Source organism: Streptomyces sp. NPDC053513, from assembly GCF_044544765.1.
GTDB lineage: Bacteria > Actinomycetota > Actinomycetes > Streptomycetales > Streptomycetaceae > Streptomyces > Streptomyces litmocidini.
Window position 1 is genome coordinate 79,344 of record NZ_JBITXP010000016.1, and the last position, 15,295, is coordinate 94,638.

The 15,295-nt window shown below is 72.5% G+C and carries 14 protein-coding genes; 5 read left to right on the forward strand and 9 right to left on the reverse strand.

Annotation, left to right across the window (positions count from 1 at the left end; all coding sequences use genetic code 11):
• The first annotated feature begins 87 nt into the window (after positions 1-87).
• The 3 genes from ACIGW4_RS25545 (at position 88) to ACIGW4_RS25555 (ending at position 3,588) form a co-directional block, all read left to right on the forward strand.
• A complete protein-coding gene (locus ACIGW4_RS25545; protein ID WP_123450294.1) occupies positions 88-1,302 on the forward strand; it encodes an MFS transporter in 1,215 nt (404 codons plus the stop codon).
• A 110-nt stretch (positions 1,303-1,412) separates the two neighbouring features.
• Positions 1,413-2,807 (forward strand): uracil-xanthine permease family protein, encoded by a 1,395-nt coding sequence (locus ACIGW4_RS25550; protein WP_399583014.1) that lies wholly within the window; start codon positions 1,413-1,415, stop codon positions 2,805-2,807.
• Between the two features lie 73 nt (positions 2,808-2,880).
• A complete protein-coding gene (locus tag ACIGW4_RS25555) occupies positions 2,881-3,588 on the forward strand; it encodes a DUF5995 family protein (protein WP_399583016.1) in 708 nt (235 codons plus the stop codon).
• 13 nt (positions 3,589-3,601) lie between these two features.
• Here the strand turns inward: ACIGW4_RS25555 and ACIGW4_RS25560 are convergent, their stop codons facing one another.
• Together ACIGW4_RS25560 and ACIGW4_RS25565 are read right to left on the reverse strand one after the other, a co-directional pair.
• Entirely contained in the window at positions 3,602-5,299 is a 1,698-nt protein-coding gene (locus ACIGW4_RS25560) for a flavin monoamine oxidase family protein (protein ID WP_398712923.1), read from the reverse strand.
• Between the two features lie 59 nt (positions 5,300-5,358).
• Positions 5,359-6,165 carry a carbon-nitrogen hydrolase family protein gene (locus ACIGW4_RS25565; protein WP_123450302.1) on the reverse strand — a complete coding sequence of 269 codons (807 nt, stop codon included), beginning with the start codon at positions 6,163-6,165 and terminating at the stop codon, positions 5,359-5,361.
• A gap of 286 nt (positions 6,166-6,451) precedes the next feature.
• On the opposite strand from ACIGW4_RS25565, the gene ACIGW4_RS25570 reads away from it, so the two are divergent.
• Positions 6,452-7,006 carry a Repetin gene (locus ACIGW4_RS25570; RefSeq protein WP_359590886.1) on the forward strand — a complete coding sequence of 185 codons (555 nt, stop codon included), beginning with the start codon at positions 6,452-6,454 and terminating at the stop codon, positions 7,004-7,006.
• A 75-nt stretch (positions 7,007-7,081) separates the two neighbouring features.
• Here ACIGW4_RS25570 and ACIGW4_RS25575 read toward each other — a convergent pair whose 3' ends face one another.
• On the reverse strand, positions 7,082-7,537 hold the full coding sequence (locus ACIGW4_RS25575; protein WP_030691274.1) for an Lrp/AsnC family transcriptional regulator: 456 nt from the start codon (positions 7,535-7,537) through the stop codon (positions 7,082-7,084).
• Between the two features lie 10 nt (positions 7,538-7,547).
• Positions 7,548-9,035: an amino acid permease gene (locus ACIGW4_RS25580; RefSeq protein ID WP_359590885.1), complete on the reverse strand. Its 1,488-nt coding sequence runs from the start codon at positions 9,033-9,035 to the stop codon at positions 7,548-7,550.
• Positions 9,036-9,389: 354 nt separating this feature from the next.
• On the opposite strand from ACIGW4_RS25580, the gene ACIGW4_RS25585 reads away from it, so the two are divergent.
• Positions 9,390-10,385 (forward strand): GDSL-type esterase/lipase family protein, encoded by a 996-nt coding sequence (locus ACIGW4_RS25585; RefSeq protein WP_399583054.1) that lies wholly within the window; start codon positions 9,390-9,392, stop codon positions 10,383-10,385.
• A 653-nt stretch (positions 10,386-11,038) separates the two neighbouring features.
• On the opposite strand, the gene ACIGW4_RS25590 is transcribed toward ACIGW4_RS25585, so the two are convergent.
• The 5 genes from ACIGW4_RS25590 to rpe form a co-directional block, all read right to left on the reverse strand.
• Positions 11,039-12,481, reverse strand: coding sequence for a GuaB1 family IMP dehydrogenase-related protein (locus tag ACIGW4_RS25590; RefSeq protein ID WP_399583020.1), 1,443 nt, complete (start codon positions 12,479-12,481; stop codon positions 11,039-11,041).
• Between the two features lie 65 nt (positions 12,482-12,546).
• Entirely contained in the window at positions 12,547-12,915 is a 369-nt protein-coding gene (locus tag ACIGW4_RS25595) for a barstar family protein (protein WP_123450310.1), read from the reverse strand.
• Positions 12,902-13,333 (reverse strand): ribonuclease domain-containing protein, encoded by a 432-nt coding sequence (locus ACIGW4_RS25600; RefSeq protein WP_123450312.1) that lies wholly within the window; start codon positions 13,331-13,333, stop codon positions 12,902-12,904. The genes ACIGW4_RS25595 and ACIGW4_RS25600 overlap by 14 nt, the downstream gene beginning before the upstream one ends.
• 55 nt (positions 13,334-13,388) lie before the next feature.
• A complete protein-coding gene (locus tag ACIGW4_RS25605) occupies positions 13,389-14,438 on the reverse strand; it encodes a sugar-binding transcriptional regulator (protein WP_185094737.1) in 1,050 nt (349 codons plus the stop codon).
• Between the two features lie 134 nt (positions 14,439-14,572).
• On the reverse strand, positions 14,573-15,256 hold the full coding sequence (rpe, locus tag ACIGW4_RS25610) for a ribulose-phosphate 3-epimerase (protein WP_041128223.1): 684 nt from the start codon (positions 15,254-15,256) through the stop codon (positions 14,573-14,575).
• Between the last annotated feature and the right edge of the window lie 39 nt (positions 15,257-15,295).

Here is a 15,295-nt window from a genome sequence, read left to right on the forward strand (position 1 = left end):
GGGTTCCTGATAGTTTACGCGACGCACCGCGACGTACCGCGAGGCACCGCGACGCACCACGGCACACCACGACCCCAGGGAGGGCCCATGGCGGCGGAGACCGTCACCAGCACCGATCGCCTCCGGCGGGCGCGCTTCGCCGTCGCCGCCGTCTTCTGCGTCCACGGCGCGGTCACCGGCAGCTTCGCGACCCGGATCCCCTGGATCCAGGAGCACGCGGGCGTGAGCGCCGGACAGCTCGGGCTCGCGCTCGCCTTCCCCGCGCTCGGCGCCTCCCTCGCGATGCCCCTCGCCGGGGCCGTCTCCCACCGCTTCGGCGCCCGCACGGCGCTGCGCGGGCTGCTCGCCCTGTGGACCCTCTCGCTCACGCTGCCCTCGCTGGCCCCGAACGTCTGGGGGCTGTGCGGGGCGCTCCTCGTGTACGGGGCGACCGCCGGCATGTCCGACGTGGCGATGAACGCGCTCGGCGTCGAGACCGAGAACCGGCTCGGCAGGTCCATCATGTCGGGCCTGCACGGCATGTGGAGCGTCGGCGCCCTGCTCGGCTCCGCCGCCGGCACGGTCGCCGCCCACCTCGGCGGCGACGCCCGGCTGCACCACCTGGTCGCCGCCCTCGTGCTCACCGCGCTCGGCCTGGTCCTCTGCCAGGGCGTGCTCGACGTGCGCAGCACCCCGGAGGAGAAGCCGCCGCCGCGCTTCTCGCTGCCGCCGAGGTCCGCGCTGGTCATCGGCGCCATCGGCTTCTGCGGGGTCTTCGCCGAGGGCGCCGGCCTCGACTGGTCGGCCGTCTACCTCCGGGACGAGCTGGGCAGCTCGGCGGGGCTCGCGGCCGCCTCCACGACCGCCCTGGCGCTGACGATGGCGGTGGCCCGGCTGGCCGGCGACCGCGTGGTGGACCGCTTCGGGGCGGTCCGTACCGTACGGGTCGGGGGCGCCGTCGCCACCCTCGGCGGGGTCCTGGTGGTCCTCGCCCCGCACGCCGCCGTCGCGATGGCCGGATTCGGACTGATCGGGCTCGGGATCGCGGTGGTCGTCCCGCTGGCCTTCGCCGCCGCCGGGCGCAGCGGCCCGAACCCGAGCCAGGCCATCGCGGGCGTCGCCACCATCACGTACACCTCGGGTCTCATCGCCCCCTCGGCGATCGGCGGCATCGCCGACGCGACCTCCCTGGTCTTCTCCTTCGGCCTGGTCACCCTGCTGACCCTGGGGCTGGTGCTCGGCGCGGGCGTGCTCGGGGCCGGAGAGCGGGAGGCGGCCTCGGGGAAGCCGGCGCCCGCGAAGAGCGCCGGGCCGGTGGGGTAGCGCGGGGGCGCGGCGGCTCGCGGGCCCCGGTCCGGCGGCGGCGCATAGCATGTGGCTGATCTTTTGCGGTCCCGACGCGGCCGCCGGAACCGGAGAACGGGAGCGACCTCATGAACCTCGGCGTGCGCTGGACCCTGCACGGCGACGGGAGAACACCCGCTCCGGGAGCCGTCGTCCGCCCGGACGAGCGGCTCTCCTGGCCCCGTACGGTCGGCCTCGGCGCCCAGCACGTCGTCGCCATGTTCGGGGCGTCGTTCGTCGCCCCGGTGCTCATGGGTCTCGACCCGAACCTCGCGATCATGATGTCCGGTGTCGCCACCGCGATCTTCCTGCTCGCGACCCGCGGCACCGTCCCGTCCTACCTGGGCTGCTCGCTCTCCTTCGTCGGCGTCGCCGCCGCCATCCGGGCCTCGGGCGGCACCAGCGCCACCGTCACCGGCGCGGTGTTCGTCGTCGGCGGGGTGCTCTTCCTGGCCGGTCTCGCCGTCCGGAGGTTCGGCGCGCGGATCATCCACGCGGCGATGCCGCCGATCGTGACCGGCGCGGTCGTCATGCTGATCGGCTTCAACCTGGCGCCGGTCACGGCGTCGACGTACTGGCCGCAGGACCAGTGGACGGCCCTGCTCGTGATGCTGTTCACCGGTCTGGCCGTGGTCTGTCTGCGCGGCTTCTGGTCCCGGATCGCGATCTTCCTCGGCCTGATCTTCGGCTACGGCATCTCCTGGGTCTTCGACCTCGTCTTCGGAAAGATCCACTCGCAGTCCGCGAGCGGCCAGGTCACCGACCACTGGCGGCTCGACCTCTCCGGCGTCTCCCAGGCCGACTGGATCGGCCTGCCGACCCTGCACGGCCCCGGCTTCGAGTGGTCCGCGATCCTGGTCGCGCTGCCCGTCGTCATCGCGCTGATCGCCGAGAACGCCGGTCACGTCAAGGCCGTCGGCGAGATGACCGGCGCCTCGCGGGACGACAAGCTCGGCACCGCGATCGCCGCCGACGGCGTCGCGTCGATGCTGTCCACCGGCGTGGGCGGCCCGCCCAACACCACGTACTCCGAGAACATCGGCGTCATGGCCGCGACCCGCGTCTACTCGACCGCCGCCTACTGGGCCGCCGCCGGCTTCGCACTCCTCTTCGGTCTCTGCCCCAAGTTCGGCGCGGTCGTCGCCGCGATCCCCGGCGGCGTCCTCGGCGGCATCACCGTGATCCTCTACGGCATGATCGGCCTGCTCGGCGCCCAGATCTGGATCAACGCCGAGGTGGACCTGCGCAACCCGCTCAACCTGGTCCCGGCCGCCGCCGGCATCATCATCGGCGTCGGCGGCGTGAAGCTGCACTTCACCGACACCTTCGAGCTGGGCGGCATCGCGCTCGGCACGATCGTCGTCATCACCGGCTACCACGTGCTGCGGGCCTTCGCCCCGGCCCACCTCAAGACCCAGGAACCGCTCCTGGACGCCGGCACCAGCTCGTACGAGACGGACGCGGACGACGTGTCGAAGAACTGAGTGATTCGCCCGTTCTGGGTAAGCCGGGCCCGAGGAGCTCCCTCCCGGGCCCGGCGGCTGGGAGCCTGCCCCCATGGCGCAGACCCAGGGGACGGAAGTACGGATCGGGCAGTTCGTCGCGGTCGACCCCGTGGTGGACCGGATGCGGGCACTCCGCTCGGCCTGGCACCCGGCCGACGGGGTCGCCGTCTTCAACCGGGTCTACCTGACGGTCACCGAGGAGATCGGCCACGCCATCGAGGCGGGCACCTTCACCGACCGGCGGGCCGCCGCGACCCTCGACGTGCGGTTCGCCGAGCGCTACCTCGCGGCGGTCGACGCCGTCGCCGCCGGGCGTCCCGCGCCGGCCTGCTGGCGGCCCCTCTTCCACTACCGGCGCCATCCCGGCGTGCGGCCGCTGCAGTTCGCGCTCGCCGGGATCAACGCCCACGTCGGCCACGACCTGGCGCTCGCGGTGGTCGACGCCTGCCGGATCCTGGAGTGCGCGCCGGCCGATCTGGAGGACGAGTTCGACCGGGTCGGCGACATCCTCGTCCTCCTGGAGGAGCGCATCCGGGAGGAACTGATGCCGGGCCCGGACCTCCTGGAGGTCGCGGACCCGCTCACGCATCTGCTCGGCTGCTGGAGCCTGGACCGGGCCCGCGACGGGGCCTGGCTCGCCGCCCGCTCGCTGTGGCAGCTGCGGCGGCTGCCCGACCTGGCCGAGGAGTTCACCGAACGCCTCGACCGGTCGGTGGGCCTGGTGGGGCGGATGCTGCTCACGCCCCTGGCCGGGCCCTGACTGCCGTACGGACTCAGTCCTCCGGCAGCTCGACCGGGGCGATCTCGTCGTACACGTCGCCCGGACCCGGGTTGGTGGCGTCGGTGCCGCCGCCGAAGTGGTGCATCACGCCCCAGACCGCGTTGAGCGCCGTCTGCACCGCGCCCTCGGCCCAGCCGGCCGTCCAGGAGATGTCGTCGCCGGCGAGGAAGATGCCCCGCTTGTCCTCCGGCAGCCGGTCCTGCATGAAGTGCGTGAACAGACGGCGCTGGTAGCGGTAGTGGCCCGGCAGGTTCGCCTTGAAGGCGCCCATGAAGTAGGGCTCGTTCTCCCAGGAGACCGTCACCGGGTTGCCGATGATGTGCTTCCGGATGTCGACCTTCGGGTAGATCTCGCCGAGCGACTTCAGCATGACCTCCATCCGCTCGTTCGCCGAGAGCGGCAGCCACTTCAGGCTGTCGTCGCACCAGGTGTACGAGAGGCAGATGACGGCCGGCTTGTCCGGGCCCTCGTCCAGGAGGTAGGTGCCGCGGGTCATCCGGTCGGTCAGCGTCATCGACATGACGTCCCGGCCGGTCTCCTCGTCCTTGTCCAGCCAGAAGGGCCGGTCGACGGGGACGAAGAGCTTCGAGGACTCCATGTAGTGGGTGCGCTCGATCGCCGTCCAGTGGTCGATCGGGAAGAGCGAGTCGTCGCAGGCGATCTTGGAGAGCAGCATCCAGGACTGGGCGGTGAAGATCGCCGCCTGGTACGTGCGGATGTCGCCGGAGGCGTCGGTGACCGTGATCCGGTTGCCGGCGGTCCGGTTCAGCCGGGTGACGGCCGGCTTCGGGGTGCCGTCGTGCAGGGAGCTGAGCGAGGTGCCCTGGGCCCAGTGGACGATCTTCTCCGGCTCGCGCTCCCACAGGCGCAGCGGCAGCTGCTGCGAGCCGCCGACGATGCCGCGGTGGTGGTCGTCGGCCTCGGTGTAGACGACGCGGAGGATCTCCAGGATGGAGTTGGGGAAGTCGGTGTCCCAGCCGCCGGTGCCGAAGCCGACCTGGCCGAAGATCTCGCGGTGGCGGAAGGACTTGAAGGCCTCGGAGTCGCAGAGGAAGCCGTAGAAGGTCTGGTTGTCGAGCTTCTCGACGAGCTTCGACCAGATCTCGCGGATGCGCGGGACGTCGCGCTCGCGCATGGCCTGGTTCATGTCGGAGAAGTCGGCGCCCTCGTCCAGGCAGGCGTTCCACGCGTTCATCACGTCGCGGTAGACCTGGGGGAGGTCGTCGACGGTGGTGGCGTAGTGCGACTCGCCCTTGAGGTCGACGACGGTCGACGGGGTCGACTCGGCCAGCGGGTTCGGGAAGGGCTTGGTCTCCAGGCCGACCAGGTCGATGTAGTACTGGAGCGCGGTCGAGGAGGGCGGGAAGCGCATGGCGCCCATCTCGGCGGTGAGGCCCTCGGTGCCGGTGCCCTCGAAGCCGACGGTGCGCAGTCGGCCGCCGATCTGGTCGGCCTCGTAGACGACGGGCTTGAGGCCCATCTTCATGAGCTCGTACGCGGCGATGATGCCGGAGAGCCCGCCGCCGATGACGGCGACCTCGGTGCCGTGCTCGGTGGCCGGTATCTGGCCGAGCCCGGCCGGGTGGGCCAGGAAGTCGTCGTAGGCGTACGGGAAGTCCGGACCGAACATGGTGATCGGCGGCTGGCCGTCGCTGTGCGGGACGGCGGTCGTGGGCACCGTGGACGTCATGGGGTACGGACTCCTTGCACGGAAAAAAGGGTGAGGCGGGGAGGGGGTGGGGCGGCGGCTCAGACGAGGGAGCCGTAGAGGCCCGGGCGCCGGTCGCGCAGGTAGGGGTTCTCCGCGCGGGAGGCCGCGAGGAGGGCCGGGTCGACGTCGCCGAGCACGAGCTCCTCGCCGCGTCCGGCGCGGGCCCGGGCGGTGCCGTCGGGGCCGGCCAGGGTGGAGAGACCGACGAACTCGAAGTCGCCCTCGGGGCCGGTCCGGTTGGCGTACGCGAGGTAGAGCTGGTTCTCGAAGGCGCGGACCGGCACCACGGACAGGGGGACGACCTCGGCGGGGTGCATGAGCGCGGTCGGCACGAGGAGGAGGTCCGTGCCGGCCAGCGCGTGCGCCCGGACGTTCTCGGGGAACTCGACGTCGTAGCAGATCATCATGCCGACGGTGAGTCCGCCGAGCTCCGTCTGGACGACGGGGCGGTCACCGGGGGTGAACCACTTCAGCTCGAAGTCCCCGAAGAGGTGGGTCTTGCGGTACTGCAGCAGCGGGACGCCGTCGGCGCCGATGAGCTGCGCGGAGTTGTACAGGACGCCGTGCCGCTCGGTGTCCCGCTCCGGGTAGCCGTAGCCGACGGCCAGGCCGTGGCGCACGGCGACGGCCGCGACGGCGCGGGCGGAGGGGCCGTCGGCCGGCTCGGCCAGGCGCGCGAGGTCGGCGCCGATGGCGTAGCCGGTCAGGAAGAGCTCGGGGGCGAGCAGCAGGTCCGCACCGGCGGCCGCAGCGCGGGCGGCGGCCTCGTCGAGGATCTTGAGGTTGGCGGCCACGTCACCGAGCTCACCGGAGCTCTGGAGCAGGGCGGTGCGCAGCGCGGGCATCGGCGATCCTCGACGGTCGGAGTACAGGGGGAAGACGTCAAAAACGGTACGGTTTCGCGCTCCGTCGGGACAAGGCGGCAGCGTTGCGGACCGACCGTCGAACCGTTGCGCGATCAGGGGGCGGCGCGTCGATTCGTTGCGTACGGCTCCGACCCGGGTCGTACCCCTCCCCCGCCGCGCGGCGGAGACGAGGACCCTTCCGCGGCCCGACGTCCGGGCGCGCCCCGGGCGGAAGAGTGGTGGTCGTCCGGAAGAACCGCCGGACGACCTGCCGAAAGGGACCACGATGAACCGTCGTACGAAGATCGTCGCCGTAGCCGCCGCCGTGCTGCTCACGCTGGGGGCGGGGGGTGTGGCCGTCGCCTCGGGCGGGGACGGCGGGCACGGGACCCACCCGGTCCGGGAGGCCGCCGCGCTGACCGGGACGGCCAAGCTGTACCGGCCGGCCGGGGACGACATCACGTTCGCTTTCGACGCGCATCTGGCGGCGAAGGACAACAAGGATCCGCAGGCCGCCACCGGCACCTTCCGGTTCAGCCACTACAAGGACGGGAAGGGCGGCTACGCGGTGGCGAAGGTGGACTGCCTCACCACGGGCGGGAAGGTGGCCGTGGTGACGGGCAAGGTGATCGAGACCGACGTGGACGCGTTCCGGAACAAGCGGGTCGGGGTCTCGGTGCACGACGACGGCAAGCACGACCGCCTCGGCTACAGCTGGGTCGGGCGCGAGACGAACCTGGAGGTCCCGCCGTGCCTGAGCGCGGCGCCCTTCGAGAAGGTGCTGGCCGGAACGGGCGACTTCAAGGTGCTGCCCTGGCAGCTGGAGTACCCCACCGAATAGACCGCCCCACGGGGGTAGGCGGGGCGAAGGGACGGTGCGGGAACCACGGCCCGCACCGTCCCGGCCGCGCGGCCCTTACGCCGGTGAGCCCGAGGAGAAGCGCCGCAGCAGCGGCGAGAGCACCAGGACGGACTTGGTGCGCTCCACGAAGGGCTCGCCCGCGATGCGCTCCAGGACGCGCTCGAAGTGGCGCATGTCCGAGGCGAAGACCTGGACGACGGCGTCCGCGTCACCGGTGACGGTCGACGCGGACACCACCTCGGGGTACCGCTCCAGACCCCGTCGGATGTCCTCCGGCGAGGTGTTGTGGCGGCAGTAGATCTCGACGAAGCCCTCGGTCTCCCAGCCGAGGGCCGCCGGGTCCACCCGGACGGTGAAGCCGGTGATGGCGCCCTCGGCCCGGAGCCGGTCCACACGCCGCTTCACGGCGGGCGCGGAGAGTCCGACGAGCGAGCCGATGTCGGCGTAGCTGCGGCGGGCGTCTTCCGCGAGGGCGTGGACGATGCGTTCGTCGAGGTCGTTGAGTCGCACTACGGGTGGATCACTTCTCTGCTGGAGCCTCTGCCAGGGCCGGGGCCGTGGCCAGTCGGGAGCGGCGAATGCCGTACAGGAAGTAGAACACGAGCCCGGCGACCATCCATCCGCCGAAGTACATCCAGGTGACGGCGTCGAGGCCGAACATGTTGTACACGCAGAAGCCCAGGCCGAGGATCGGGAAGACCGGGCCGAGGGCCACCTTGAAGGTGCGCGGCATGTCCGGGCGGGTGTAGCGGAGCACGATGACCGCGATGTTGACCAGGCCGAAGGCGAAGAGCGTGCCGATGCTGGTGGCGTCGACGAGCTTGTAGAGCGGGACGACCGAGGCGAGTACGGCGCAGAAGAGCGAGACGATGACCGTGTTCACGCGCGGCGTGCCGGTCTTGCCGCTGACCTTGCCGAAGACCTTGGGGACCAGGCCGTCCCGGGACATCGCGAAGAGGATGCGGGTCTGGCCGTAGAGCACGGTCAGGACGACGCTGGCGATGGAGATGACCGCGCCGGCGGCGAGCATCGTGCCCCAGAAGGTCTGGCCGGTGACGTCGTTCATGATCGCCGCGAGCGTGGCCTCGGAGCCCTCGAACTCCTTCCAGTTCCACGCCCCGACCGCGACGGCGGCGACCAGGACGTAGAGGACCGTGACGATCAGCAGCGAGAGCATGATCGCGCGGGGCAGGTCGCGCTTGGGGTTCTTCGCCTCCTCGCCGGCCGTGGAGGCGGCGTCGAAGCCGATGTACGAGAAGAACAGGCTGGCGCTCGCGGCGCCGACGCCGGTCATGCCGAGCGGCATGAAGTCCTTGTAGTTGCCGGACTTGAAGCCCATGAAGCCGATCGCGCAGAAGAGCACGAGCGCGGCGATCTTCACCACGACCATGATCGTGTTGACGACGGCGGACTCCTTGGCGCCACCGAGCAGGAACACCATCGCGAGCAGGACGACGATCAGACCGGGCAGGTTGATGACGCCGCCCTCGCCCGGGGCCGACGACAGCACGTCGGGGATGGTGACGCCGATGGTCCCGTCGAGCAGCTCGTTGAGGTACTCGCCCCAGCCGACGGCCACGGCGGCGACGGAGACGCCGTACTCAAGGACCAGACACCAGCCGCAGACCCAGGCGACGAGTTCGCCCATCGTTGCGTACGCGTACGAGTACGAGGATCCGGCGACCGGTATGGAGCCGGCCAGCTCGGCGTACGAGAGGGCCGAGAAGAGCGCCGTGAGGCCGGCGATGACGAAGGCGATCGTGACGGCCGGGCCGGCCTTCGGGACGGCGCCGCCGAGGACGACGAAGATGCCGGTGCCGAGCGTGGCGCCGATGCTGATCATGGTCAGCTGCCACATCGAGAGCGAGCGGCGAAGGCTGCCGCCCTCTCCCTGGCCCCCCTCGTCGACCAGGCGTTCTACCGGCTTGCGGCGGACGAGCGCGCCGAGAGCGGAGGTCTTCGGGGTGGTCGTGTCGTCGACCGGTGGGGCTGCGCCGTGGTCCAGCACTGCGGAGGCTCCTTATCGCTGCCTGTGGGTACGGAGGCGACCGCGGCGGTGCACGGGCATGCCTGGGCATGCCCACGGGGGACGAAAACCGCCGAGCAGGCGGTCGCCGCCACTCCTGGTACGAGGCACGAGCCTAAGGGGCGAAGGTTCGCAGTCGTAATGCAGGGTTGTTGCGCAGTGCCGGATGATCATTGCGCTCTTCGGGCGCGGACGGGCGAACATTGCGCGCCCCCGCATGAATCGACACATCCGGGTGTGAAGCGGCCCGCGCACGCGTATGGACTCCTCATGGGGAATGACACACGCTGCGAGCCTCCGACGACCGTCTCGGGCGACCCGCGATCGGAGGCTTCGGTGCACTGGCTCGACCCGTCGCCGTTCCTGCGCGGCACGGCCTGGCTGGACGGCGACCGGCCCGTACGCGCCGACCCCGACGACCTCGCGCGGCTGCCGTGGGACATCGCCGAGCGGGCCGCGCTGCCCATCGGCGTACGGATCGAGTTCACGGCCGCGCCCGGCACGCGCGCGGTGGAGCTCCGCTACCGGGCGGCCGTCCCGGGCCCCGACGACCCCCTGCGCGGGCTGCGCCACTGCTTCGCCCTCTGGCAGGGCGTCCGGCTCGTCGGCGAGACGTGCGTCGCCCCGGGGCCCGAGGCCGTCGTACGCCTCCCGCTGCCCCCGGGCGGCGGTGTGTTCACCGTCTACCTCCCGGAGGGCCAGGCGCCCGTTCCGCTCGCCCTGCGGGCCCTCGGCGGCGCCCTCTCCCCCGCCCCGGCCCGGCCCCGCTGGCTCGTCCACGGCGACTCGATCACCGAGGGCTGGTGGTCGACCCGCCCCGCCCACTCCTGGCCCGCGACGGCCGGGCGGCTCCTCGGGCTCGACCCGGTCAACCTGGGGTACGCGGGCGGGGCCAGGGGCGAGCTGCCGCTGGCCGAGCAGCTGGCGCGGCTCCCGGGCGAGGTCATCACCCTCGCGTTCGGCACCAACTGCTGGTCCCGGGTGCCGGCGACGGCGGACTGGCTCTACGCCACCGTCCGGGCCTTCGTCGGCCTGGTCCGCCGAGGACACCCGTCCACGCCTCTGCTGATCCTCTCCCCGGTCCTGCGGCCGGAGGCCGAGCACACCCGCAACGCCCTCGGCGCGACCCTCACGGAGCTGCGCAGGGCGATGGAGCGGGCGGGCCACGACCTGGCCGCCGAGGGCGACCCCCACCTCCACGTCCTCCCCGGCCGCGCCCTCCTCGGCCCGGAACACCTGGCGGACGGCCTCCACCCGAACGACGCGGGGCACGCGCGGCTGGCGGGGGCGGTGGTGGGGGCGCTGCGGGGGGTGCTGGCCCCACACGCGTGAGAGCCGTGCCCCGGCTGGGCGGCGCCCCTCCCGCAACCCTGCGCGGGCTCACCCGGCTGGGCGCTGCCCCGCCCGTGCGGGCGCCGGCCCCGCTGGGCGGCGCCCCTCCCGCACCCCCGCGCGGGGCCCGCGCCCTGCGGGACGGCTCCCACCCGCCCGTGGGCCCGCGCCCGCGCGGGGCGGTGCCCCCCTGCCCGTGTGGGCAATCGTCCCGCTGGGGCGGGACGGGTGGGCACACGGGACGGCGCCCTTAAGCGGCGCCTCCGCGTCCCGCGCCTGGACCCGCACCACCAGTGGCGGTGCACACGGGGTGCGGGTCCAGGCACAGAAGCCTCTGGCGTCGGCAGGGCGCGGGTCCGTTGTGCCCACCCGTTCCGCCCCAGCGGAACGACTGCCCACAACGGGGTGGGCACCGCTCCGGCGGGCGCAGCCCGCAGTGGGGGCGCGGGGGTGGGCACCGCCCCGCGGGCGCAGCCCACCATGGGGGCGGCGGGGGCCGGCCCAGCGGGCGCAGCCCACAACGGGTGGGCGTGGGCACCGCCCCGGCGGGCGCACGCCCGCAACAAGGGCGCGGGGCAGGCGCAGCCCCGCGGAAATGCCTCGGGCCCCGGAAGCGAGGTCCCGGGGCCCGAGGCGTGCTACAGCGCGAGCGTTCAGCTCCAGCTGGCGTGCAGCGGCTTGCCCTCGGCGTAGCCCGCCGCGGACTGGATCCCGACCACCGCCTTCTCCTCGAACTCGGCGAGCGAGGCCGCACCGGCGTAGGTGCAGGAGGACCGGACACCCGCGATGATCGAGTCGATCAGGTCCTCGACGCCCGGACGCTGCGGGTCGAGGAACATGCGCGAGGTGGAGATGCCCTCCTCGAACAGCGCCTTGCGGGCGCGGTCGTAGGCGGACTCGTCGGAGGTCCGGTTGCGGACGGCGCGGGCCGAGGCCATGCCGAAGGACTCCTTGTAGGCACGGCCCTTGGCGTCGTGCTGGAGGTCGCCCGGGGACTCGTACGTACCGGCGAACCAGGAGCCGATCATCACGTTGGACGCGCCGGCGGCGAGCGCCATGGCGACGTCGCGCGGGTGACGGACGCCGCCGTCGGCCCAGACGTGCTTGCCGTACTTCTTCGCCTCGGCGGCGCACTCCAGGACGGCGGAGAACTGCGGCCGGCCGACGCCGGTCATCATGCGGGTGGTGCACATGGCGCCGGGGCCGACACCGACCTTGATGATGTCCGCGCCCGCCTCGATGAGGTCCTTGACGCCCTCGGCGGCGACGATGTTGCCCGCGACGATCGGGACCTGCGGGTCGAGCGCGCGCACGGTGCGGATCGCGCTGATCATCGACTCCTGGTGGCCGTGCGCGGTGTCGATGACGAGCGTGTCGACGCCCGCGTCGAGCAGCTGCTTGGCCTTGCCGGCCACGTCGCCGTTGATGCCGACGGCGGCGGCGATGCGGAGCTGGCCCCGGTCGTCGACGGCAGGGGCGTAGAGGGTCGCGCGCAGGGCGCCCTTGCGGGTGAGGATGCCGACGAGCTTGCCGTCCGCGTCCACGGCCGGGGCGTAGCGGCGGTTGTGGGCGTCGAGGGTGTTGAAGGCCTCGCGCGGGTCGATGTCGGCGTCCAGGAGCAGCAGGTCCTTGGACATGACCTCGGAGAGCTGCGTGAAGCGGTCGACGCCGGAGAGGTCGGCGTCGGTGACGACGCCGACCGGGCGGCGGTGCTCGTCGACGACGACACCGGCGTCGTGGGCGCGCTTCGGGAGCAGGGAGAGCGCGTCGGCGACGGTCTGGTGCGGCTCCAGGACGATCGGGGTGTCCAGCACGTGGTGGCGGCTCTTCACCCACGAGATGACGTCGGTGACGACCTCGATGGGGATGTCCTGCGGGATGACGACCAGGCCGCCGCGGCGGGCGACGGTCTCGGCCATCCGGCGGCCGGCGATGGCGGTCATGTTGGCCACGACGAGCGGGATGGTCGTCCCGGTCCCGTCGGGGGAGGAGAGGTCCACGGCCTGGCGGGAACCGACGGCCGAGCGGCTCGGCACCATGAACACATCGTCGTACGTCAGGTCGTAGGGCGGCTTGACGTCATTGAGGAAACGCACGTGCTGACATCCCAGTCGTTCGGATCGGCCCCTAGGCATTTCAGCCAGGGGAAAAAGCACGTAGTTCATTGTCCCACGGGGGGTGGCGCGGGCGGTGCGGGCGAATCGTCCGAGCCTTGGGCAGGGGGTGCTGTCGGATCCTCCAAATGACCGAGCGAGAGGAGGACCGCGAGGCCTTTGGAGCTGGCCCGGGCCGCCGCCGAGAAGACCTCCTGGGCGATGGCCCAGTCCTGGGGACTGGCCTCGGCATAAGCCTGCCAGCCGGTCACGACGACCGCCATGGGTTCGCGCATGTCGGCGAGGGAGTCGGCGAGGGCGTCCCAGTTGCGTCCGAACCAGACGGGCAGCGGCAGCGCGCGCACGCAGCGGTTCATGAAGGCGGTCTTGTCGGTGACCCCGTGCAGGTCGAGGACGACGGCGTCATCGATCCTCATCCGCGACCACCTCCCGGAACGTCTCGTAGTGGTCGTCCGTGTAGTACGTCTCCCCGCTCCGTCCGGTGACGATGCGCCGGGCGCCCCGGTCGCGCTCGCCGGGGGTCCGCACCGTGTACTCGTGGTAGTAGCCGCGCTCGCGCCGGGGCAGGACGCGCTCGAAGTTCGAGAAGACGGCGCCGTCCCTGGCGTACGGGAAGGGGCCGCCGCGCGCGATGAGGTCGAGCGTCCGCCGCGCCTCGGGAGGCAGCTCCGAGGTGCGCACGGTGGGGAGCCCCGAGGTGCCGGTGGACGCGGTCGCGGCCGTACGGCTCGGGGCCTGGGACACGGGCGTGGCGCCGCCGCCGGCCGAGGAGCAGCCGGCCAGGAGGACGGCGAGGACGAGCGCGAGGAGCACGCGCGGGGGCCGGAGCAGCATGTCCCGAACATACCGTTGCGGGACGGCTCCGGCCCCGGCCGCCGTGCGGCTTCGCTCAGTTGCCGTCGGGGTCCCTGCGCTCCAGCGCCGGGTGCGTGCCCGGGCTGGACTCGGTGAGCAGGTAGTCCGCGGCGGCGCGGTCGGTGACCAGGCTGGTGACGAGTCCGGAGCGGAGCACCGCCCCGATCGCGGCGGCCTTGCGCTGGCCGCCGGCGATCGCCACGACCTCGGGGATCCGGCGCAGCCGGTCCGCCTCGACGGTGATGCAGCGCTCGCCGAGGTCGCGGCCGACCCGGCGCCCCTCGGTGTCGAAGAGGTGCGCGGACATCTCGGCGGCGACGCCGAGCGAGGCGTAGTGGGCGCGCTCGGCGTCGGAGAGCATGTCGTGGACGGTGGAGATGCCCGGCTCCCAGGAGCCGATGGAGACGCAGGCGACGGTGACCTTGTCGAAGTACTCGAAGGCCCGCGCGATGCCGGTCTGGCTGCGCAGCGCGGCCGCGGTCGCCGGGTCGGGCAGCAGCATGGGCGCGTAGATGGGGTGGGCCTCGCCGCCGGAGACCTGGGCGGCGCGGCGCACGGCCTCGACGGAGCCGCGCTCGGCGGTCCCGGCGTCGTACACGCCGGTGAGCTGGACGACCGTGCAGGGCGGCAGCCGGTCGAGGGCCGCCGCCATGTGGATGGTGGAGCGGCCCCAGGCCAGGCCGAGGACGTCGCCCTCGGTGACGAGTTCGCCGAGCAGGTCGGCCGCGACCTCGCCGAGGTTCTCCGGGTCGGGCGACTCGTCGTCGCCCTCCGCCGGGGACTCGACGACGACGGCGTGGCGGAGCCCGTAGCGGGCGCGGAGCGCGTCGGAGCGCTCGGCGTCCAGCTCGGCCGGTACGCGGATCTCGATCCGCACGAGGTCGCGCTCCAGTGCGGTCTCCAGGACCCGGGCCACCTTGAAGCGGCTCACGCCGAACTCCTCGGCGATCTGGATCTTGGACTTGCCCTCGAGGTAGAAGCGGCGGGCCATGGCCGCCGCCTGCACCAGCTCCGCGGGGCCCATCCGCAGGGCTGACCGTCCCGCCGACATACCCGCCACCGCGCTCTCCTCACTGCTGTTCACGTACCGCTGTTCACGTACGGAAGTCACATACCGATGTCGTTCACACTCTGGACTCGCCGTTCATCCTGTCAGATCCGGCGGGCCTTGATCAGTCCTGTCGGCGGCCCGACGGACCGCGTTCATCCGCCGGTGGCTCAGTGGCCACACGCCCACGCGGCGGAGGCGGTCGCCGCCTCCGCGCGGGCCCTGAGCGAGGCGACGGCCGCGGCCGGGTCCGCCGCGCCGTACACCGCGGAACCCGCGACGAAGACGTCGGCGCCGGCCTCGGCGCACCGCTCGATCGTGGACTCGGCGACCCCGCCGTCGACCTGGAGCCACAGCTCCAGACCGTGCTTGGAGATCAGTTCCCGAGTGCGGCGGATCTTGGGGAGCATGATGTCGAGGAAGGCCTGGCCGCCGAAGCCGGGCTCGACGGTCATGATGAGCAGCATGTCGAGCTCGGGGAGCAGGTCCTCGTACGGCTCGATGGGCGTGGCCGGCTTGAGCGCCATCGAGGCGCGCGCGCCCTTGGCCCGGATCTCCCGGGCGAGCCGGACCGGTGCCGCGGCGGCCTCGACGTGGAAGGTCACCGAGCCGGCGCCCGCCTCCACGTACTGCGGGGCCCAGCGGTCGGGGTCCTCGATCATCAGGTGGCAGTCGAGCGGGGTGTCCGTCGCACGGGCCAGCGACTCCACGATCGGGACGCCCAGCGTCAGGTTGGGGACGAAGTGGTTGTCCATCACGTCGACGTGCAGCCAGTCCGCGCCGCCGACGGCCTTCGCCTCATCGGCGAGCCGGGCGAAGTCCGCGGACAGGATGCTGGGGTTGATCTGCGCCATGAGCCAAGCCTCCCACGTTCTTGGGCACTTCTTTGCCGC